The sequence below is a fragment of the Actinopolyspora lacussalsi genome, assembly GCA_030803735.1.
Taxonomy (GTDB): domain Bacteria; phylum Actinomycetota; class Actinomycetes; order Mycobacteriales; family Pseudonocardiaceae; genus Actinopolyspora; species Actinopolyspora lacussalsi.
In genome coordinates this window covers 2,044,442-2,065,194 of sequence record JAURUC010000001.1, presented here as the reverse complement: position 1 = coordinate 2,065,194, position 20,753 = coordinate 2,044,442, and the positions used below count along the sequence as shown (strand labels likewise).

Below are 20,753 nucleotides of genomic sequence, written 5' to 3'. Positions count from 1 at the left end.
GGGTAGCTTCCCACCATGAGCAACGAGTGCGCCGTTGTCTGGGACGAGTCACTGCTCTCCTACGACCTGGGCGGTAACCATCCGCTGCACCCCGTTCGGCTGGACCTGACGATGCGACTGGCGCGCTCGTTGGGGGTACTCGACGGGGTGGTTCCACTGGTCCCCGGACAGGCGGCCGACGCCGAACTCGAACGGGTTCACACGCCCGGGTATCTGGCGGCCGTTCGAGCCGCTCCAACGGAGGGCCCCGACGTGGGACACGGGCTGGGCACCGATGACAACCCGATATTCGACCGAATGCACGAGTCGGCCTCGCTCGTCGCGGGAGGCTCCCTTACCGCGGCCGAACAGATCGTGTCCGGTCGTGCCAATCGTGCCGTCAACCTGGCGGGCGGCCTGCACCACGCGATGGCGGACAACGCGGCCGGATTCTGCGTCTACAACGACTGCGCGGTCGCCATCGCCTGGATGTTGGCCAACGGGATCGACCGGATCGCCTACCTGGACATCGATGTGCATCACGGTGACGGGGTGCAGACGGCGTTCCGGGAGGATCCCCGGGTGATGACGATCTCGCTGCACCAGCACCCCCACACCCTGTGGCCGGGTACCGGTTTCCCCACCGAGGTCGGCGAGGGTGCCGCGAAGGGCGAGTCGGTGAACGTGGCACTGCCCCCGGGGACGGGGGACGCGGGGTGGCTCCGGGCGCTGCACGCCGTGGTCCCCTCGTTGCTGGATACGTTCGCCCCGCAGGTGCTGGTTACCCAGTGCGGTGCTGATCCGCACCGGGAGGACCCGTTGGCCGACCTCGCGCTGTCCGTGGACGGGCAACGCGCCGCCCACCGTTCGTTGCGGAGCTTCGCCGATCGTTACGCGATGGGGAACTGGTTGATCCTCGGCGGGGGTGGTTACGCGCTGCACAGGGTCGTCCCCCGCGCCTGGACCCATCTGCTGGCCACGGCGCTCGATCGGGACGTCGCGGCCGAGCGCAACGTTCCCGCCGACTGGATCGCCCACGCGAGCAAGGTAGCGGGCAACGTGGCCCTGCCGACGTCGATGACCGACGGAGGTGAGACGGCATTCACTCCCTGGGACGGCACGGTCGAGTACGCGGTGGATCCGGCGATCCGGGACACCAGGAACGCGGTTTTTCCGCTGCACGGTCTGGAACCGCTGGACGGCCGCGACTGATCGAAGCCATCCGGTCGGTGGTGCCGCGCGGGGAACACCACCACTTGCGGGCGACAACACGACCGGGAAAGCTCTACGAGTTCCTTCGGTCGATAGTTCGGACAAGCGCACGGCAGTCGCTGAGAGGTTCACGGTGGACGATTCCGCGAGCGAACAGCAGCAGTGGGAACCGGAAGCCCACTACCCGCGCCACTGGGAGGCCGACGTCGTCCTCTCGGACGGCGGCACGGTTCATCTGCGGCCGATCCTGCCCGCCGACGCCGATCAACTCGTGGCATTCCACGGCAGGCTCAGCGATCGCACCCGTTACTACCGCTACTTCTCGCCCTATCCGCGGATGCCGCAGCGCGACGTCGACCGCTTCAGCCGTGTGGACTACGTCAACCGGGTGGCGCTGGTGGCGCTGCTCGGTGACGACATAGTCGCGGTGGGGCGTTTCGATCGGCTGCGTGAACCGGAGGAGTCGGCCGAGGTGGCGTTCGTGGTGCAGGACGGGCACCAGGGCAGAGGGCTCGGATCGATCCTGCTCGAACACCTCGCGGCCGCGGCGCGGGAGTGCGGCCTCAGCCGGTTCGTCGCCGAGGTCCTCGCCGAGAACTCCCAGATGGTCCGCGTTTTCCGTGACGCCGGTTACGAGGTCAAACGGGCCATGGAGGAGGGACTGGTCCACCTGGAGTTCCCGCTCGACCCGACCGAGGAGTCACTGGCGGTCGCACGCGCCAGGGAACAGGCCGCCGAAGCCCGCAGCGTGCACAACCTGCTGCACCCGCGTTCGGTAGCGGTGATCGGCGCCTCCATCGCCCCGGACAAGATCGGCCACACCGTGCTGGCTAACCTGCTCGGGGCCGATTCCGCCGCACCGATATACCCGGTCAATCCGGAGCACCGGGCGGTCCGGGGAGTGCGTTCCTACGCCTCGGTGCTCGACATCCCCGACGACATAGACCTGGCTGTGATCGCCATCCCCGCGGGCGGTGTCGCCGAGGTGCTGGACGCCTGCCTGACCAAGGGCGTCAAAGCGCTGCTGATCGTCAGCTCGGGTTTCAGCGAGGTCGGTCCCAGCGGTCGGGAGGCCGAGAGCAGCATGGTGCACCAGGCGCGGGTCTACGGCATGCGCGTGGTCGGCCCCAACGCGTTGGGTGTGGTCAACACCGACCCGGCTCAGCGGCTGAACGCCAGTCTGGCCCCGCGCCTGCCCGGACGCGGCAGGACCGGGTTCTTCTGCCAGTCCGGGGCGCTGGGAGTGGCGATCCTGGCCGCGGCCACCGAGCGCGGCCTCGGGGTCTCCACATTCGTCTCCGCGGGCAACCGTGCCGACCTTTCCGGCAACGACCTGCTGCAGTACTGGCAGACCGACACCGCCACCGACGTGGTGCTGCTGTACCTGGAGTCGTTCGGCAATCCGCGCAAGTTCGCTCGCCTGGCACGACGCCTGGGGCGCAGCAAACCGATAATCGCGGTCAAGTCGGGACGTCACGCCGTGCGTCCGGGACTGGCCGCCACTTCGGTACGGATCGACGAGACCAGTGTGCAGGCGCTGTTCGATCAGGCGGGCGTCATTCGGGTCGAGTCCGTGGCGCAGATGTTCGACGCCGCGCTGTTGTTGGCACACCAGCCACTGCCCGGCGGTGAGCGGGTGGCGATCGTTGGTAATTCGAGCGCACTGGGGATGCTGGCCGCCGACGCCGCCCTGGAGCAGGGGCTGCGTCCGGTTGTGGACCCGGTGGACGTCGGGGCCGCCGCCGGCCCCGAGGAGTTCGCCGCGGCGGTACGCTCCGCTGCCGAGAACAGCGAGGTGGACGCGTTGGTCACGGTGTTCGCCCCGCCCGTGGCCGTTCCGGGCACGGCTTACGCCAGGCAGCTGCGCACCGCGCTGCACGAGGCGGGAACGCTGCGAACCAAACCGGTGGTGAGCACCTTCCTCGCAGCCGAAGGAGTGCCCGACGAACTGGCGGTTCCGGGGCCGGACGGAACTCCCGGCCCCGGCTCGGTGCCCTCCTATCCCAGCCCGGAGCGGGCGGTGCTGGCGCTGGCCCGTGCGGTGCGGTACGCGAACTGGCGTGCCGCGCCGCAGGGTGAGTTCGTCCGTCCGGAAGGAGTCGACGTCGAACGGGCACGCCGGTTGGTCGAGGAATGGACAGGAACGGGGATCGGCAGGCTGTCCGACGAGCAGATGGTGCTGCTGCTGGAGTGCTACGGGATCGACGTGGTGGCGTTCCGACTGGTCACCGATGCCGATTCGGCGGTGGCAGCCGCCGAGGAGGTCGGGTTTCCCGTGGCGTTGAAGTCGGCCAGCGAACGACTTCGGCATCGTACGGATCTGGCCGGGGTGCGTCTCGACCTCGGTGGGCCCGACGCGGTGCGAACCGCTTACCGGGACCTGTACGACCTTTCCGGAACGGCCGAGCTCTACGTGCAGCGGATGGCCCCCAAGGGAACGTCGTGCGTGATACGGCTGATGGACGATCCCTCCTTCGGTACCCTCGTTTCCTTCGGCCTGGCCGGTCCCGCCAACGACCTCATCGGTGATCGTGCCTATCGGGCGGTGCCGCTGACCGACACCGATGTGGCGGAGCTGATCAGGGAGCCGCGCGCCGCGCCGATGCTCACCGGCTATCGCGGGGGCCAGGCGGCGGATCTCGACTCGATGGCGGACCTCGTGCTGCGGGTGGCCAGCCTGGCCGAGGATCTGCCCGAAGTGCGTGAGCTGGTGCTGGAGCCGGTGTTGGCCGCCCCGTCGGGTGCCTGGGTCACGGGTGCGGTGCTCGGGTTGGGGCCGACACCCGATTCTCCCGACTCCGGACCGCGCAGGCTCCGGTGAACTCCGCGCGGCGGTTCGGTGTGTCGCGTTGTCGCCAATCCGACACGCGGCGCAACCGGCGAATGGGGTGGCCACGTCCAGGTGGTATGAGACGACTGCCAACCCTGCTGGGTGCCGGTGTGATGCTGTTCGCGTTGACCGCCTGTGGTGAAGGGCGGTCCGATGTCGGGTTCGGTGCCCAGCCACCACCGCCGCCCTCCGAACAACAGCGGTCCAGGATCGCGCCCGACGACGGTGACGCGGGACCCCCAGGGCGAAAGCCGAAGGGCACCGAGGTTCCCGCCGAGCAGGTCGATGCCTCCGCGTTGCCCGAGGGCTACCCCAGTGAGCTCTGGACCAGGAATTCGGGCAGGAAACTCGTCGCGATCGGCCAGGAGGGAGGATGTGGCAGCGTGCGCGCCCAGGTGACCGGTCAGAGTGCCGAACGGGTGGAGTTGGTTCTCGTCGAGGAGAACCCGAATCCGTCCGGTCCGTGCACCATGGATCTGCGTTATCCACCCGTGGTCGCCCCGATCGACGAACCCCTCGGTGACCGGACCGTGGTTCTCACCGAGCGGGAGGTCGACGTCCCGAGCGACCAGTAGCGCTCGCGGGAGCCGCACCGAATACGAGGGCATCGCGCTCCGCTTCGCCGGATCACTCGTTCGCAGGGAATACGTGAGTCTTCGTAGGGGACACGCGAGTCCCGGCAGGGGAGACCCGAGTCACTGCGACGGGACTTCGTGTCTTCTCGGGACGAGCGAAGCCTTCAGGCTTGCCGGAGAACCTGCGATCCTGTCCATGATTACGTGCGCGGAAGGCTTCCGCGCACGGCTTGGAGGGAAAGGGCGCATTCCAATGGCAGAGCGGAGCGACGGTGTTCCGAACGGACTGGTCAACTTTCGGGATCTGGGGGGACTGCCCGTCGAGGACGGGGTGACCACCAGTCCCGGTGTGCTGTTACGCAGTGATGCGCCTTATCACGGGGACCAGGATCCCCCGGAGACTCCCCACTGGCCGCCCCGAGCGGTGATAGACCTTCGCGACACCGGTACGGAATCCGACGCGGTGCACCCGTTGGAAAACGTCAGCACGGTTCACCGGATCCCGCTGCTCGAAGGGCTGCGCGGGGAGTCGGGGCATGACCCCTGGCTGACGTTGCCGGAGCTGTACGGCTACATCCTGGACTTCGCCGCGAAACCGCTGCTGGAGGTCTTCCGGATCGCGGTGGAAACCGACGGTCCGGTGCTGGTGCACTGTGCCGCGGGCAAGGACCGTACCGGTGTGGCCTGCGCGATGCTGTTGCGTACGGCGGGAGTTCGCTACGACGCGGTGGTGGCCGACTACGTGCACACCGACCGCAACATGCGTCAGGTGCTGCGGCGGCTCCGGATAGAACCCGAGCTACCACCGGGAGTCGACGAATCCGATGTCGACGAGTTCGTTTCCGCGCCGGCGCACGCCATCGAACACGCGCTCGAACGCCTGGAGTCGCACGAGGAGGGGGTGGCCGGCTGGCTGATGCGGCACGGTGCCGCTCCCGAGGACGTCCGACGCTGGCGAGAGCGTCTGCTGGGCCCGCGGTGACCTTCTCCACCTGAAGGCCCCGTTCCACCTGAAGGACTCGCTCCACGTGGAGTGTTTCCCGCGAGGCCTTCGTGTCGCCGGGGTGAACGGGTTCACCCCGGCGACACGGCGTGCGAGTTCCGGCTCAGCTCGCGTAGGAGCGCAGCTTGTTCGCCCGGTCACCCTGCCGCAGCTTCGACATGACCTCACGCTCGATCTGGCGAACACGTTCCCGGGAGAGACCGAACGCCTTGCCGATCTGGTCCAGCGTGCGTGGCTGGCCGTCGTCCAGGCCGTAACGCATGCGGATCACCTGCTGCTCCCGACCTTCCAACGTGTCCAGCACGCGACGCAGATCGTCCTGCAGGAACCCGGAGATCACGGCGTTCTCGGCATCGGCGTTCTCGGAGTCCTCGATGAAGTCCCCGAGCGGGGCGTCCTCCTCCGACCCGACCGGCATGTCCAGGCTGACCGGATCCTTGGAGTGATCCATGAGGTCGATCACCTTTTCCACCGACATGTCCGCCTCGCCGGCGATCTCCTCCTCGGTGGCCTCCCTGCCGAGCTTCTGGTGCAGGTCCCGCTTGATCCGGGCGAGCTTGTTGACCTGCTCCACCAGGTGGACGGGTAGGCGGATCGTACGGCTCTGATCGGCCATTCCCCGTGTGATCGCCTGTCGGATCCACCAGGTGGCGTAGGTGGAGAACTTGTAGCCCTTGGTGTAGTCGAACTTCTCGACCGCACGGATCAGGCCCAGGTTTCCCTCCTGGATCAGGTCCAGCAGTGGCATTCCCCGCCCGGTGTAGCGCTTGGCCAGGCTCACCACCAGCCGCAGGTTGGCTTCCATCAGGTGGTTCTTCGCGTCACGGCCGTCGCGCACGACCGTCTTGAGGTCGCTACGACGCTCCCTGGTCATGTCCTCCGAAGTGTCCAGCAGGTGCTTGGCGAACACTCCGGCCTCGATTCGCTTGGCGAGGTCCACCTCGTCCTGGGCGCTGAGCAGTGCGGTACGCCCGATACCATTGAGGTAGACCCGCACCAGATCGGCCGATGGCCCCTGGTTGTCGAGGTCGGCCTCGTTGGTGACGTCCGGGGCTGTGGTCTGCGGGACGGTCATAGAGCTACCTCCCTGACGGGCTGGTTGTCGGGTGCCGGGGTACCGGCACGCCACCGCGCCACACGAAGGACGGGTACGCTCGGTGTGGTGGTAATGATTCGTCCTTCTTCGGTATCGTCGGTGGCGGATGGTGCCGGTGGTTGAGTCGGTTCGGTTCTGGTTCCTCGTCGGATCGACCGTGGGGTCGGATCGGCGGTACGAGATGTGGGGCTTCTCGTCTGGCTGATCGGAAGCGGCTGTTTCACGGCCTGTGGCATCTCGGTCGGCTGGTTCGCCGCCCTCCCGGCGGGTCCAACCTCCACCTGGGCGGTGGTTCGAGGGACGGCCGGTGACCGGCTGTGGAACCGGTGCTCGGGCGTTGTGTTGTGGTTTGGTTACCTGGAAAACGCACACGTTGCCGAAATCGTTCCCGAAATCGTCGGATGAGCGACGTCAGCGTCGTCACACTCGACGTGGCCGATGCCCGTGTGGGAGAAGATGCCAGGGGAGAGGCGGAAGCCGCGAGCGCGGTGTTCCGAGCGAGCTCCCCTCGGCGTTCGAACGAGCCGTGCGCTCAGCACGCGGCGCCGAACCAGGTGGGCAGCCGCTCGACCAGCTCCGGTTGGTCGTCGCCGACCCAGGCCACGTGGCCGTCCGGCCGCAGCAGCATCGCGGGCACGTCCGGTTCCTCGAAGTCGTCCACCACGTGTTCCACCCGGTCCGCCCAGCCCGCCACCGAGAGCCGACCGGTTCGGTCGAGCAACAGCCCGCGACCGTGGTGCATCAGTTCGTAGAGCCGTCCCCGTCCCAGCTTCACGTCCCGCATCCGACGGCCGAGCAGCTCGTGGCCCCCGCCGAAGTCGTAGCGGATCCCGGTAGCGGTGATCTTCTCGATCAGATACCGGTTGACCTCCTCGAAGTCCATCAGTTCCGACACCAGCTCGCGTACCGAGCGGGGGCCCGGCCCGGCGGACAGCAATTCCATCTGCGCGCGAGTGCTGTTCAGCACATCCACGGCCACGGGGTGCCGCTCGGTTTGGTAGCTGTCCAGCAGCCCCTCCGGCGCCCAGCCGTTGATCTCGGCCGCGAGCTTCCAGCCGAGGTTGAACGCGTCCTGGATGCCGAGGTTGAGTCCCTGCCCGCCGGTGGGCGGGTGCACGTGCGCCGCATCGCCCGCCAGCAGCGCCCTGCCGACCCGGTAGCGCTCGGCGAGCCGTGTGGCGTCGCCGAAGCGGGAGAGCCAGCGCGGTGAGTGCGCGCCGAAGTCGGTGCCCGCGAAGGTCCGCAACCGCTGCTTGAACTCCTCGAGGGTTGGTGGGACAGAGCGGTCCTCGGATACCCCCGCCGCGGGGACGACGACGCGGTACACCCCGTCCTCAAGGGGCCCGAGGCCGAACCGCGGTTGGGTCTTGCGGACTTCCGCGACGGTTGCGGCAACCGTCGCCGCATCCTCGGTCACTTCCATCTCACCCAACAGCGTCTCGGTGCTGGCGGGTTCACCGGGGAAGCCGACGCCGAGCAGTTTGCGCACCGTGCTTCGCCCGCCGTCGCAGCCGACGAGGTAGCGCGAGCGCAGCAGCGTGCCGTCCGCCACTTCGGCGGTGATCCCCGCTTCGTCCTGCTCCACCCCCACCAGTTCGCGGCCACGGGCGAGTTCGGCGCCCATCTCGGTGGCGTGCTCGGTGAGTAGGCGGTCGGTGATCGGCTGCGGGATTCCGAGGACGTACGGATGTGCGGTGTCCAACCGCTCCGGTGACGGTTTGCTGAGGCCCGCGAAGAAGCCGCCGACCGGATACTGCCTGCCGTGCCTCAGGAACCGCTCCAACAGACCGCGCTGGTCCATCACCTCCACGCTGCGCGCGTGCAGACCGAGTGCGCGGACCACCGGGGTCGGCTCCACCTCCCGTTCCAGCACGATCACGCGCAGGCCGTGCAACCGCAGCTCACCTGCCAGCATCAGGCCGGTCGGCCCGCCACCCGCGATGATCACGTCGATCACTGAAATCCCCCGTCTCCGTAGGCTCGGCGGACAAGCCTGCGCCACGACCCGGGTCTTGCCACAAGTCCCCGGGCGCGCTATACGTTGAGAACGGCGGGGTGGACGCTCTACCTACTCGATGTCTCCGGAACCGCTCACGAGCCGTGCGAGAGGTTCCGCCGAGCGGAGCGACCCACCGACCCGACCGGAAAACTTCAATCAGGTCTCCACGAGCAGTGTGAACGGGCCGTCGTTGGTGCTCTCCACCGCCATTTCCGCTCCGAACACTCCTGTCGACACCCGTGCGCCGCGGTCGCGCAGCCGCTCGACCACCGACTCCACCAGCGGTTCGGCCTGTTCGGGCGCCGCCGCGGCGCTCCAGGACGGTCGCCGCCCCTTCCGAGTGCTCCCGTAGAGGGTGAACTGGCTGATCACCAACAACGGTGCGTCAGCGGTGGCACAGGACCGCTCGTCCCGCAGCGCCCGCAGCTCGTGAAGCTTGCGCGCCATGACCTCCGCCTGTTCGGACGTGTCCGAGTGGGTCGCCGCCACCAGCACCAGCAGCCCCGGCTCGGTGATGCTTCCCACCACCTCGCCGTCCACGCGCACCGCCGCTTCCGAGACTCGCGTCACCACCGCTCTCATCGCTGTGCTCCCCACTCGGCGGGAAGCAGCATGCCGTGCCGGATCAACTCACGCAGCACCGGTTCGGCCGAACGGGCCAGCTCGGCGGAATCGGCCCCGTGTCCGGCGGCAAGCAGCTCCAGCAGTTCGTCGGTGGCGAGCGCGCCCTGGCAACCCGCGATCAGGTTGGCCCCGATCTCGTCGACCTCGTGCTGCCAGCCGGGTCCGTCGGTTCGGTGCAGCCGGTGTACGAAGGTGCTCCAGCCGTCCTGCTCGTGCGAGCTGACCTGCTCCAGCACCAGCCCCGGTGCGGTCACCAACGGACTGCGCAGCAGCTCCTCCCGGGTCGGGCGCTGCCGCAGCCACTCGATCCTGCGCAGCCACTCGTCGGCCTCGGCGCCGAGTGGGTCGTCGAAAGCCTGCCTGAGGTCCTCGCACACCACCTCACCTGGCTGTTGCCCCGGATTGCGGCGCAGCGTGACGAAGCCGAAACCGACGGCCGTGACACCGTTTGTCTCGAACCACTCCAGCCATTCGGCCGATTTGGTCCTGCCGGTTTCCGACTTCGGGTCGATCCCGGCGTCGCGCAGCCACGTGCCGACGTACAACTCCGGCTCGGCCACGTCGCGCTGCACGAACCAGGCGTCCACGTCGCTGTGGCGCAACCAGCCGGCGACCCGTTCCCGCCAGTCCTCGTCCTCCAGGTGCAACCACGAGGCGAGCACGTGTGCGGTGCCGCCCTCGTTGAGCAGTTCCGGAACCCTGCCCACCACGAGAGCGCTCGCGTCGTCGCCGGACAGTCCGGAGTCGCGATAGACGAAATCGGTTCGTGCGGGGCCGACCACGAACGGCGGGTTGCACACCACCTGGTCGAAGCGTCGTCCTGCCACGGGGTCGAACCAGTCGCCGTGGAGCGCCTCCACATCGATGCGGTTCAGTCGGAACGTGGCCTTCGCGAGCGACAGCGCCCGCTCGGAGACGTCGGTGACTGTCACCCGTTCCGCGTGCGTGCCGGCGTGCAGCGCCTGCACGCCGCATCCCGTCCCCAGGTCGAGCAACGATCCCACCTGCCTGGTCGGGGTGGCGCGTATCAGACTCAGCGAGGCGTGGCCGACTCCGAGCACGTGCTCGCGGGAAACCGGCAGGTTCGAGGGACGCGTGTCCGCGTCCAGGTCGGAGATGATCCACCACGAGTTGCCCGTGGCGGCGTGCGGTCGGATGTCCAGTCCCGCACGTACCGAGTCACCGTCGTGCACGAGGACGCCTGCCGCGACGGCCTCTTCCACGGTCAGCGGGTGCAGTGCCTGTTCCGCCGCGGCTTGGTCGACCGGGTGCCCGAGCAGGAATACGCGGATGAGCGTGTTGAGCGCGCCCGCTTCGGAAGTGGCCCGAATCGCCGGTTCGGGTTCCCCTCTTCCCAGGGCGGCGTGGGCCTGCGGCCCCAACGTGTCGAGCACGCCGTCGGCCGTGTAGTTCGCCGCGAGCAACGCCTCGCGCAGCCGGTCGATGCGATCGTGCGATAGTTCGGGAGTCACGTCCTCGATCCTCACACGTCGGTGTCCTCCGGATTCGGGCACACCCGTGATCCGGCGGCGTCGTCCGGGGTCGCCGGTACCGCGCGCTCGCCAGCGTCCTCCGGGACGAATCACGCCGGGGATGTGCGGTGGGACGGTCGAGTGGGACGATGTGAGTGTGGAGGTGGTGTCGTGAGTGGCTCCCAGCGTAGTGACGACACCCCGGTGCTCATCACCGAGGCAGAGCCGTCGTACGACGATCAGCAAGCGGCCAGGCGCAAGAAGTACGCGCTGATGATGTCCTTGCGCATCCCCTGTCTGGTGGCGGCCGTCATGGTTTACCCGATCTGGTGGCTGTCCCTGATCATCATCGCCGTCTCCATCCCGTTGCCCTGGATAGCGGTGTTGGTGGCCAATGACCGGCCTCCTCGTAAGAGCGAGCACGTCAACCGGTACCACCGCGATTCCCGGAAGCGTGAGCTGGAGGACACGGAGCACCGGGTGATCGACGGGGAATGACGGTCGTGGCCCTTCCGGGGCGGTTCCTCGGCTCGGCCGCTACCGGACGGCGTCGCGGTCCCACGTGGTGGGGCATCATGGTGTTATGACTACGACTACTCTTCCGGAGACCGATACCCGGCCGGAGAACACCGAGCAGACCAGTGACGACCGGCCCGAGGTTTTTCACTACGTCCAGAAGGACAAGATCGCCGAGAGTGCCGTGATGGGGAGCCACGTGGTCGCCCTGTGCGGCGAGGTGTTCCCGGTCACCAAATCGGCCAAGCCCGGCTCCCCGGTGTGCCCGGAGTGCAAGGAGATCTTCGAGGGGCTCCCGCCCGGTGGTGGCGACGACGAGTAGGGCCGATCTCGTTCCGTGCCTCATTCCGAATTCGGTTCGGTCGGCGGTCGCCCGCGGTGCGGAGGTTCGGTACCCGGTCCCGCGCCGGGTGAATCCGGCCCGCGGGCACCGTCGGAGTCCCCGGTTGTGGGAGCGGAATTCGTCGTGGCGCCGCAGTCCTCGGACGTGGTGTCGTGCTCCCGGTCCTGCGCTGTCCTGTCGTGCTCTGTCCTGTCCCGCCCTGTCCGCTCGTACTCCGTCCTGTCGTGCCCCGTACCGCCACGCCAGGCTTCGTAGCCACGTTCGGTGCGCAACCGCTGGGCGGCACGTTGCATCTCCAGGCGCCGCCAGCGCCGCCGTTCCCGTCGCGTCATCCCGGCGGGCCAGGTGCGTTGAATCGCGTTGTTGAACTGCGCTCCGCCCACCACCGCGAATCCGATGAAGAAGGCGAACAGCAGGAAGGCTATCGGAGTGGCCAACGCACCGTAGGTGTATCCGGTGCTGGTCACCCAGGTGATGTAGAGGCGCAGCCCCACGCTGGAGCACAGGAACACCACCATCGCCAGCAGCGCGCCGGGCAACCCGCGATGCCAGGGAAGCTTGCGGGGCAGCGCGAGTTTGTACAGCGTCGCCAGCGCCAGTACCAGCAGTACCCCGGTGACCGGGAAGTACAACAGCCGGATGAGCACGGTCACGTCCGCACGGAGCCACTCGGGCAGCACGTCGAGCAGCCAGCGCGGCCCCAGCGCGGTCAGCGGCAGGATGAGCATCGCGGCGACCAGGCTGACCAGGTACAGCAACAGTGCCAGTACCCGTTGCCAGATCGCGTTACGCACCATGTACTGGTCGTAGGCCAGCGTGATCGAGTCGATCAACGAGGCCAGGGCCGAGGAACCGGCCCACAGCGACAGCAGGAACGCCACCGAGACGACCCTCGTCCGCCCGCTGGTCAGGATGTCGGCGACCGTGGGATGGATGATCTGGTCGACGACGTTGTCGCTGAAGATCGTTCCGGCGAATCCCACGACTCTGCGCTGCATGGTCTCGACCACTTCGGGGCCCAGCCACTCACCCACGAACCCCAGGCTGCCCAGCAGTCCCAGCAGCAGCGGCGGCAGGGAGAGCGTTTGCCAGAACGCGGCGGCCGCCGACTCCGAGAAGATGTCGTCGTTCCACGACTTGCGCAGGGTTTGGACCACCAGGCGTCTCGGTCCGCTCGCTCGGCTGCGGGAGCGTTCCCGCCCGTCGCGGTTCGAACTCGGATTCATACCACCTCCAGTATGTCGTCGCCGGTGTCCGTAGTGCGCCCGGTAGTCGTCGCGGGGTTTCATTCTCCGGCGCCCCCGCCCCTGCGGGCTCGTTGGCGAGTGGTCGAGCGGTAGGCTCCCGGAGGTTCTTGGTGCCGCGCGGAAGTATCGTTGCCGAGGGTTTCGGCCGATCGGAGGCGGATGACTCCGGCCGCGGGTGTTGATCGGAAAGGAGTGGCAGACGAGCGTGTCCGAGGCGCAAGTTGACCAATCCGTTCGTTCGGTGCTCAGCGACCCGTCACAGGCCAACGAGAAGCCGCTGCGTGCGTGGCAGCGCAGAGCGTTGACGAGGTACCTGGCGAGCAAACCACGCGACTTCATGGCGGTGGCGACGCCGGGAGCGGGTAAGACCACTTTCGGGCTGCGCGTCGCCGCCGAGTTGTTGGCCGACCGGACGGTGGAGGCTGTGACGGTGGTTACCCCCACCGAGCACCTCAAGCATCAGTGGGCGCTCGCCGCGGGCGGCGCCGGGATCCCGATCGACTCCGAGTTCAGCAACTCCGACGGTACGACCTCCCGTGACTATCGTGGTGTCGCGCTCACTTACGCACAGGTCGCCTCGCATCCCAATCTGCACCGGGTGCGAACCGAGCGCAGAAAAACCCTGGTGATTCTGGACGAGGTCCACCACGCGGGCGATGCCAAATCCTGGGGCGACGCGGTTCGGGAGGCATTCACCCCCGCAGAGCGCAGGCTCAGCCTCACCGGTACACCGTTCCGTTCCGACGACAACCCCATCCCGTTCATCACCTACGAGCCCGACTCCGACGGGGCGCAGCGCAGCAAGGCCGATCATCTGTACGGCTATTCCGACGCGCTGCGGGACGGTGTGGTCCGGCCGGTCATTTTCCTCGCCTACTCGGGCGAGGCCCGCTGGCGCACCAGCGCCGGTGACGAGTTCACCGCCAGGTTGGGCGAGCCCATGACCGCCGAGCAGACCGCGCGCGCCTGGCGCACCGCGCTCGATCCCGGTGGGGAATGGATTCCCTCCGTCCTGCAGGCCGCCGACACCAGACTCACCCACCTCCGCCGCGACGGGATGCCGGACGCGGGCGGGTTGGTGATCGCCTCGGACCAGAAGAGCGCCCGTTCCTACGCCAAGACGCTGCGACGCATCAGTGGAACGGAACCGGTCGTGGTGGTTTCCGACGATCCGCAGGCCTCCGAGCGAATCGCCGCCTTCGCCGAGTCCGACGACCGTTGGATGGTGGCGGTGCGCATGGTCAGCGAGGGAGTGGACGTGCCGCGGCTCGCGGTGGGGGTCTACGCCACGAGTGCCTCCACCCCGCTGTTCTTCGCACAGGTCATCGGCCGGTTCGTACGTGCCCGCCGCTCCGGCGAGACCGCCAGTATTTTCCTGCCCAGCGTGCCCGTGCTGCTCGAACTCGCCAGCCAGCTGGAGGCCGATCGCGACCACGTGCTCGGCAAGCCGCACCGGGAGAAGGAGGGCTGGAACGACGAGGAACTGGTCGAGGCCAACCGGCAGCGCGACGAGCCGGGGGAGAACGAGCAGCCCTACACCTCGCTGGGTGCCGAGGCCGAGCTGGACCAGGTGATTTACGACGGCTCCTCGTTCGGTACCGCTGCCTTCGCCACCACCGAGGAGGAGCAGGACTACATCGGGTTGCCCGGTCTGCTGGAGCCGGACCAGGTGCGAGCGCTGTTGCAGCAGCGCCAGCAGGATCAGCTGCGCGAGGTTGACAAGCGCGAGAAGCAGTACAAGGCGGAGCAGGCCACGCCACCGAGGGGCGCTTCGCAGCAGGGTGGATCGTCCGGTGACGGGCAGTCCGGCGCCGACAAGCAGCGTTCGCAGAGTGTCCAGGAGCGCCTCAAGGAGCTGCGCAAGGAACTCAACAAGGTGGTTTCACTGCATCACCAGCGGACCGGCAAGCCCTACGGGGCGATTCACAAGGAGTTGCGTCGCGTCTGTGGCGGGCCGGCCACCGCCAGCGCCAGCATCGAACAGCTGGAGGAGCGCATCGCCACCCTTCGTTCCTGGTGACGTGCTCGGGCTTCCGGTTACGTGCCCGGGTTCCTGACGACGTCTCGGCATCCGGGCCGGTATCGGGGTGGCCGCCGGTGCCTCCCGCCGCTTCCGGTCCGGAGCCGTCCGGCTCCGGTGGGGCAAGGCCAGTGGGGCAAGGGCAGTGGGGCAGGGGAGCCAGCGGGGTGAGAAGGAACGAAACACGAAGTGCCCGGCCGGAGGAATCCGACCGGGCACTCGTTGTGGTTCCATCCCCGGAACCGGCTCCGGAGTTCGCCGGGTGGCCGGATTCACCGACTGCTCGGCTCGTCCGGCGTCCCGAGGGTCCGGTAACCGTGATCTCAGAGTTCGATCTGTTCGTCTTCCTGCAGATCCGCCTCGATCTCGCTGAGTCCCGACTTGAACTCACGGGCGTGGTGTCCGCAGAACAGCAGTTCTCCGCCGGACTGGAGAACTGCCCTGAGCTTTGCGGCGGCCCCGCAGCGGTCACAGCGGTCGGCGGCGGTCAACTCGGGGCGGGTGAGTGTGTCAGGCATCGGAATCTCCCTCCGTCCCGGCGTCGGGGGTACCCGACGCCTCGATCCTGCTGCAACCACCGGTAGCCCGCTGGCGACGGGGCCGGTGTCGCAAGTTCCACTCTTACAGACACTTGGGCTCGCGTCACTGTTCCAACCTCGATCAGCGACTTGCGTCACCCGGAAATGCCCGAATGGCGGAGTGAGCGGGAGCACACTGTAGCCCTGCCTGCCATTGGCATGCTGACCAGCGAAAACAATACTGTTGGTCGATCACGATCTGTGATGTGAATCAAAAAGCAATAGCTCTTCAGTATGTTTTTCGGCATATTTTCGCTTGCTGCGACGCCAAGGGTTCCGCTGTGGGCGAACGGGCTGAGTCGTCCTGTTCCCGACCTGTGGCACGAAAAATGTGTCCCCGATCACTTTTCGCGAGGGGTGTATCGCTCGGAGGCCTCTCCGGAACGGGTGGACGGACCGAACGACCCGGCCGAGGCCATTCACGATCAGGCTCCCGGCCTCGTGGCCGCGGTGTGGCCGCGGCGAGTGGCGCCCCGCCGTCCGTCACCCATGGGCGAGCGGCGGGACTTCGCTTCGGGCGGGTTCGGAGCCGACACGAAAAAGCGCCCGGCCCCGTTCGGGGCGGGCGCGGTTCCGGGGCTGCCGGAGTGAGTGTGATTTCGGGTGTTGGAACACGTTCACCCGGCCGCACGATCCCATTGGCCAGCCCCGTTCGGAAGACGGTGAACCGGAAGTACTGCCGGGCCGCGGGGCACACGGTGTGGTTCCCACGAAGTGCCCCGCCACGCCTGGCGGGAACCGCCCCACCCGGGAGAACCCCGAGCGGGCACGGGCCCGTAACGGATCACTCAGTCCAGGTAGTCGCGCAGTACCTGGGACCGCGAAGGGTGCCGGAGTTTCGACATCGTCTTGGACTCGATCTGGCGAATGCGTTCCCTGGTGACGCCGTAAACCTGTCCGATCTCGTCCAGCGTGCGTGGCTGTCCGTCGGTGAGTCCGAACCGGAGGCGGACCACACCGGCCTCCCGTTCCGAGAGCGTTTGCAGCACCGACTGCAGCTGGTCCTGCAACAGGGTGAACGAGACCGCGTCCACGGCCACCACGGCTTCGGAGTCCTCGATGAAGTCACCGAGCTGGCTGTCGCCCTCGTCACCGATGGTCTGGTCGAGCGAGATGGGTTCCCTGGCGTACTGCTGGATCTCCAGTACCTTCTCGGGGGAGATGTCCATCTCCTTGGCGAGCTCTTCCGGAGTGGGCTCGCGCCCCAGATCCTGCAGCAGTTCACGCTGGATACGGCCGAGTTTGTTGATGACCTCGACCATGTGGACCGGAATACGGATCGTGCGGGCCTGGTCCGCCATGGCGCGTGTGATCGCCTGTCGGATCCACCAGGTGGCGTAGGTGGAGAACTTGTAGCCCTTGGTGTAGTCGAACTTCTCGACCGCACGGATCAGGCCCAGGTTTCCCTCCTGGATCAGGTCCAGAAAGGCCATTCCCCGCCCGGTGTAGCGCTTGGCCAGGCTCACCACCAACCGCAGGTTGGCTTCCAGCAGGTGGCTCTTCGCACGCTCACCGTCGCGCACGATCCAGCGCAGGTCCCGCCGCAGCTGCAAGGGGGGCATCTCGCCCGCTTCCTCCGCCTGCCGCAGTCGCTCGGCGGCGTAGAGGCCCGCCTCGATTCGCTTGGCGAGTTCGACCTCCTCCTCCGCGTTGAGCAGCGCGACCTTGCCGATCTGCTTGAGATAGGCACGCACTGAGTCGGCCGAAGCTGTCAGCTCGGCATCCTTGCGGGCCTGCCGGAGAGCTTCGGACTCCTCCTCGTCCCAGACGAAGTCCGGGTCGGTCTTGCCTTCCTCGTCCTCGACGACCTCCGGCTCCTCGGGGATGTCGACCTCGATGTCGTCGAGCTCGCCGTCTCCGATGTTGGCCGAACTCAGATCGGTCTCGATCGGTTCGTCGATCTCCAGGTTCTCGCCGTTGGCCTGGTCCGGAGTCGACTCGCCCGTCGATTGGGACGCGGTGTCGTCACCGGCCGACTTGGCCGTCTTCTTCGTCGTCGACTTCGCCGACGACTTGGAAGCGCTCTTGCGGCCGGTCGATTTCGTCCCGCTCGACTTGGTTCCGCTCGACTTTGTCGTGGTCGATCCCTTGGAGCTCTTCTTGCCGGTGGACGAGGATTTCGGTGCTTCGTCGGTCTCGGCCTCGGGAGCCGTGTCCGCGTTCGAAGCGGTCTTCGTCTTGTTGGGCTCGGACCGGGCCCCGCCTGATGCTGCAGCGGAGCCGGAGCGTCGGGTTGCGGTTTCTGCGGCTGCCACGTACGCCCTTTCGCGACGGTCTGTCAGGGCTGGCCGGGGGCGCGAAACCTCGGCCGCCAGGGGTCGGGGACAACCCACCGTTCGAGCCCTACGAGGCGTGCCGGAAGGCCGTGAATTCGGTGGGACGTGTTCCATTGTAACTGCGTCAGGTGAGTGTGGTTCCGCTGCAAGGCTGATCAGAACACCGTGTCGTGTGCACGGGTCTCCGACGCCCCGAGTTCGTCGCGCTCGGAAGCCACATTCCCCATTCGGCGCACCAACCCCCGGGCCCGCGCCGCACGCTCCCGTCGCGGGAACGCCCGGTGCACGGCTCGGGAAGTCGCGGTGCGGTTGTCTTCGCACCGTAGCCGGATACTACGCGCGTCGCGCGGCGGCTGATGCCGCACCGACTATACCCGCGTCGTTCTTCAGCGACGCCGCCACGATCGGAGTTCTGTTCTGCAGCAGCGGCAGCCACTTGTGCGACTTCTTGCTGACACCACCCCCTGCGATGATCAGATCCGGCCACAGGAACTTCTCCAGACCCTGGATGTACCTGCTCACCCTGGGAGCCCACTCCTCGTAGCTGAGTCCGAGGTTGTCCTTGACCGAGGCCGCTGCCTCAGCCTCGGCGTCCTTCCCGGCGACCTCGATGTGCCCGAGTTCGGTGTTGGGCAGCAGACGCCCGTCCAGGAACGCCGAGCTGCCTATGCCGGTGCCGAATGTGAGGACGACTACGAGACCGGATTCGCGCTCCACTCCGGCGCCGAAGCGCATCTCGGCCAGCCCCGCGGCGTCGGCGTCGTTGAGCATTACGATTTGCTCACGAGCTCGCCCGAGCCGCTTGGCGAACAGCCCCTGAGCGTCTGTATCGATCCAGTCTTCGTCGATGTTGGCGGCCGTCAACGCCGTGCCGTTCTTGATCACGCACGGTAGTGTGATGCCCACCGGGCCGTCCCAGCCGAACTTGCCGACGATCTCGGCGACCACATCGGCCACGGCTTCCGGGGTGGAGGGGTGGGGAGTCGAGATGCGCAGCCGTTCGTCGGCCAGGACTCCACCCTCGACATCGACCGGGCATCCCTTGATGCCGGAGCCGCCGATGTCAATGCCGAATCCGCGGGCAGTGCCCATGCCTGATCCTTCCTATTCGATTCAGGACGAGGTGTGCAGACTTTAACCGCGCTGTGTTGCGATGTGAACGTGGGTTTGACACATCAGTATGACGCCGTGGGGCTGCGGGACACTTCGGTGCTCGTCGCGCGGGAGGCCGCCGACCTGGCGATGACCATGCGGAACGAGATCGTCACCACGGGTGCGGTGGACACGAAGAGTACCGAGACGGACGTGGTGACGGCCGCGGACCGGGCGGTAGAGAAGCTGATCAGGCGGCGACTCGCCGAACTCCGGCCTGGCGAGTCGGTACTCGGCGAGGAGGAGGGGGGTGAGGCCGAACAGGCGGGGCTGCGTTGGGTGGTCGATCCCATCGACGGAACCGTCAACTATCTCTACGGCTACCCCGCGTACGCCGTTTCGATCGCCGCGCAGCTGGACGGCGTCTCGTTGGCGGGTGCCGTGGTGGAACCCCCGTCGGGGCGTGTCTGGAGCGCCGCGGTGGGCCACGGTGCCGAGCTCGACGGTGAGCCCCTCCGGGTCGCCGATTCACATCGCCTCGACCTGGCGTTGCTCGGTACCGGATTCAGTTATCTCCGGCAACGTCGTGTCCGACAGGCTTCGCTGTTGTTGGAGCTGGCCGGTGAGATACGCGACATCAGGCGCGGTGGTGCGGCTTCCCTCGAACTGTGTGCTGTCGCCGCCGGATGGCTGGACGGTTACTACGAACACGGCCTGTCGCGATGGGACTGGGCCGCCGGTTCGCTGATAGCCGCGGAGGCGGGCGCGCGGCTGCGACTGCCCGCCACGGGAACCACCGACGGTCTGGGGGACGAGGCCATCGTCTGCGCTGCGCCCGGGATCGTCGACGGGCTCACCGGCAAGTTGTTCGAGCACGGGGCCGCCGATATCTGAGAACTTCGCGTGCCGCGCCATTCGCCCGGAGCCCGGGCGTGAACCGAGTCCGACGCCGTACCCGTGTCGCGGCCGATACGGGACCGGGAACATCCCCGGTCCCGTGTGGGGCCCGGGGAAGGGCAACGGTTAGCAGTGCACGTCACGGGCGGCGTCGAGCAGTTCCTCGGAGACGTTCGGTTGGTCCACCCGCTGCTGGTCGGCTCCGCTCCGGCGGTTCTCCTTGGCCCAGTTCTTGAGTTGTTGCAGTACCTGGTGTGCCTGCTGGGTGGCGCGCACCCCGTCGAACTCCGATCCCAGCGCCAGATCCACCGTCGTGCCGGGGCGTTGGTCACGGACCAACTGCGCGCAGGGGGCGATCAGACTCAGCGTGCGGGCGGCTCCGGCACCCGCACGGCCGTAGCGTATCTGGCCGTGGCATTTCAGGTTCAGATCCGTGTAGACCGGATCGTTGGCCGGGTCGCCCCCCTTGGCGAATCCGAGATTGTTCAGCTCCTCGGTGACCAGAGTGGCCTGATTGGCCTCACCGTTGGCGTTGAACACGTGCACCGAGACGTCCTGTGGGGGGCTCGGCGTGGTGTCGTCCAACGCGTCGCGGGACAGCATCGTGCCCGCCGGCGTCTTCGTAGGAGGTTCGCCGGGCTTCGTCGCCGAGGCGCCGGCTTCCGGCAAGTTGCAGCGAGTCGCCATTTCCACCGACTCGGTCGATTCGAACACCCTGGTCCAGACGAAACCCGACAACAGGGCGAGTACGGCGAGCAGGATCAACGCGGGCAATGGACGCCGGCGCCGATACCGCGGACCCCGCAGCCCTTTTCCTGTGCTCGCGGTGGACACGTTCTGCCACCCTCCCCTGATCGAGCCGTCATTCGTCCCGGTGAGTTAGATCGAAACGGTTTCATGCCGAATCGACTGTCCGCCCCAATCAGCTTAGGTGTTGATACGCGACTACGCGGCCTCGTGCGGACAGTCGTGTCGAAGTTGTTGCCCGGTGTGT

17 protein-coding genes are annotated in these 20,753 nt (G+C 67.5%); 8 read left to right on the top strand and 9 right to left on the bottom strand.

Annotation, left to right across the window (positions count from 1 at the left end):
- Nucleotides 1–15 precede the first annotated feature (15 nt).
- The 4 genes from J2S53_RS09105 (at nucleotide 16) to J2S53_RS09090 (ending at nucleotide 5,578) form a co-directional block, all read left to right on the top strand.
- Nucleotides 16–1,191, top strand: a complete 1,176-nt coding sequence (locus J2S53_RS09105) for an acetoin utilization protein AcuC (RefSeq protein ID WP_456240624.1) — start codon at nucleotides 16–18, stop codon at nucleotides 1,189–1,191.
- Between the two features lie 133 nt (nucleotides 1,192–1,324).
- Entirely contained in the window at nucleotides 1,325–4,012 is a 2,688-nt protein-coding gene (locus J2S53_RS09100; protein ID WP_456240623.1) for a bifunctional acetate--CoA ligase family protein/GNAT family N-acetyltransferase, read from the top strand.
- Nucleotides 4,013–4,098: 86 nt separating this feature from the next.
- Entirely contained in the window at nucleotides 4,099–4,596 is a 498-nt protein-coding gene (locus tag J2S53_RS09095) for a hypothetical protein (protein ID WP_456240622.1), read from the top strand.
- A 253-nt stretch (nucleotides 4,597–4,849) separates the two neighbouring features.
- On the top strand, nucleotides 4,850–5,578 hold the full coding sequence (locus J2S53_RS09090) for a tyrosine-protein phosphatase (RefSeq protein WP_456240621.1): 729 nt from the start codon (nucleotides 4,850–4,852) through the stop codon (nucleotides 5,576–5,578).
- 124 nt (nucleotides 5,579–5,702) lie between these two features.
- On the opposite strand, the gene J2S53_RS09085 is transcribed toward J2S53_RS09090, so the two are convergent.
- The 4 genes from J2S53_RS09085 to J2S53_RS09070 all read right to left on the bottom strand — a co-directional run bounded on the left by J2S53_RS09085 (nucleotide 5,703) and on the right by J2S53_RS09070 (nucleotide 10,790).
- Nucleotides 5,703–6,674 (bottom strand): sigma-70 family RNA polymerase sigma factor, encoded by a 972-nt coding sequence (locus J2S53_RS09085; RefSeq protein ID WP_456240620.1) that lies wholly within the window; start codon nucleotides 6,672–6,674, stop codon nucleotides 5,703–5,705.
- A 553-nt stretch (nucleotides 6,675–7,227) separates the two neighbouring features.
- Nucleotides 7,228–8,652 (bottom strand): rifampin monooxygenase, encoded by a 1,425-nt coding sequence (gene rox / locus J2S53_RS09080; RefSeq protein WP_456240619.1) that lies wholly within the window; start codon nucleotides 8,650–8,652, stop codon nucleotides 7,228–7,230.
- Nucleotides 8,653–8,850: 198 nt separating this feature from the next.
- Nucleotides 8,851–9,276, bottom strand: a complete 426-nt coding sequence (gene dtd, locus J2S53_RS09075) for a D-aminoacyl-tRNA deacylase (RefSeq protein WP_092979153.1) — start codon at nucleotides 9,274–9,276, stop codon at nucleotides 8,851–8,853.
- Nucleotides 9,273–10,790 carry a DUF7782 domain-containing protein gene (locus J2S53_RS09070; protein ID WP_456240618.1) on the bottom strand — a complete coding sequence of 506 codons (1,518 nt, stop codon included), beginning with the start codon at nucleotides 10,788–10,790 and terminating at the stop codon, nucleotides 9,273–9,275. The genes dtd and J2S53_RS09070 overlap by 4 nt, the downstream gene beginning before the upstream one ends.
- Nucleotides 10,791–10,961: 171 nt before the next feature.
- On the opposite strand from J2S53_RS09070, the gene J2S53_RS09065 reads away from it, so the two are divergent.
- Together J2S53_RS09065 and J2S53_RS09060 are read left to right on the top strand one after the other, a co-directional pair.
- On the top strand, nucleotides 10,962–11,288 hold the full coding sequence (locus J2S53_RS09065) for a DUF3099 domain-containing protein (RefSeq protein ID WP_092979151.1): 327 nt from the start codon (nucleotides 10,962–10,964) through the stop codon (nucleotides 11,286–11,288).
- An 85-nt stretch (nucleotides 11,289–11,373) separates the two neighbouring features.
- A complete protein-coding gene (locus J2S53_RS09060; protein WP_092628608.1) occupies nucleotides 11,374–11,628 on the top strand; it encodes a DUF3039 domain-containing protein in 255 nt (84 codons plus the stop codon).
- A 20-nt stretch (nucleotides 11,629–11,648) separates the two neighbouring features.
- Here J2S53_RS09060 and J2S53_RS09055 read toward each other — a convergent pair whose 3' ends face one another.
- Nucleotides 11,649–12,875: a YihY/virulence factor BrkB family protein gene (locus tag J2S53_RS09055; RefSeq protein WP_456240617.1), complete on the bottom strand. Its 1,227-nt coding sequence runs from the start codon at nucleotides 12,873–12,875 to the stop codon at nucleotides 11,649–11,651.
- A 226-nt stretch (nucleotides 12,876–13,101) separates the two neighbouring features.
- On the opposite strand from J2S53_RS09055, the gene J2S53_RS09050 reads away from it, so the two are divergent.
- Nucleotides 13,102–14,916: a DEAD/DEAH box helicase gene (locus J2S53_RS09050; protein ID WP_456240616.1), complete on the top strand. Its 1,815-nt coding sequence runs from the start codon at nucleotides 13,102–13,104 to the stop codon at nucleotides 14,914–14,916.
- Between the two features lie 323 nt (nucleotides 14,917–15,239).
- Here J2S53_RS09050 and J2S53_RS09045 read toward each other — a convergent pair whose 3' ends face one another.
- From J2S53_RS09045 to ppgK, 3 genes are all read right to left on the bottom strand, one after another.
- On the bottom strand, nucleotides 15,240–15,434 hold the full coding sequence (locus J2S53_RS09045; RefSeq protein WP_092628606.1) for a DUF7455 domain-containing protein: 195 nt from the start codon (nucleotides 15,432–15,434) through the stop codon (nucleotides 15,240–15,242).
- An 848-nt stretch (nucleotides 15,435–16,282) separates the two neighbouring features.
- Nucleotides 16,283–17,776, bottom strand: a complete 1,494-nt coding sequence (locus tag J2S53_RS09040; protein WP_456242749.1) for an RNA polymerase sigma factor — start codon at nucleotides 17,774–17,776, stop codon at nucleotides 16,283–16,285.
- Nucleotides 17,777–18,103: 327 nt separating this feature from the next.
- The gene (gene ppgK, locus J2S53_RS09035) at nucleotides 18,104–18,862 is read right to left on the bottom strand and encodes a polyphosphate--glucose phosphotransferase (RefSeq protein WP_092979147.1); all 759 of its coding nucleotides are present in this window, start codon (nucleotides 18,860–18,862) and stop codon (nucleotides 18,104–18,106) included.
- A 63-nt stretch (nucleotides 18,863–18,925) separates the two neighbouring features.
- Between ppgK and J2S53_RS09030 the strand changes: the two genes are divergently transcribed.
- Nucleotides 18,926–19,756, top strand: a complete 831-nt coding sequence (locus J2S53_RS09030; protein ID WP_456242748.1) for an inositol monophosphatase family protein — start codon at nucleotides 18,926–18,928, stop codon at nucleotides 19,754–19,756.
- A gap of 129 nt (nucleotides 19,757–19,885) precedes the next feature.
- Here J2S53_RS09030 and cei read toward each other — a convergent pair whose 3' ends face one another.
- Nucleotides 19,886–20,593, bottom strand: a complete 708-nt coding sequence (cei, locus tag J2S53_RS09025; protein WP_456240615.1) for an envelope integrity protein Cei — start codon at nucleotides 20,591–20,593, stop codon at nucleotides 19,886–19,888.
- Between the last annotated feature and the right edge of the window lie 160 nt (nucleotides 20,594–20,753).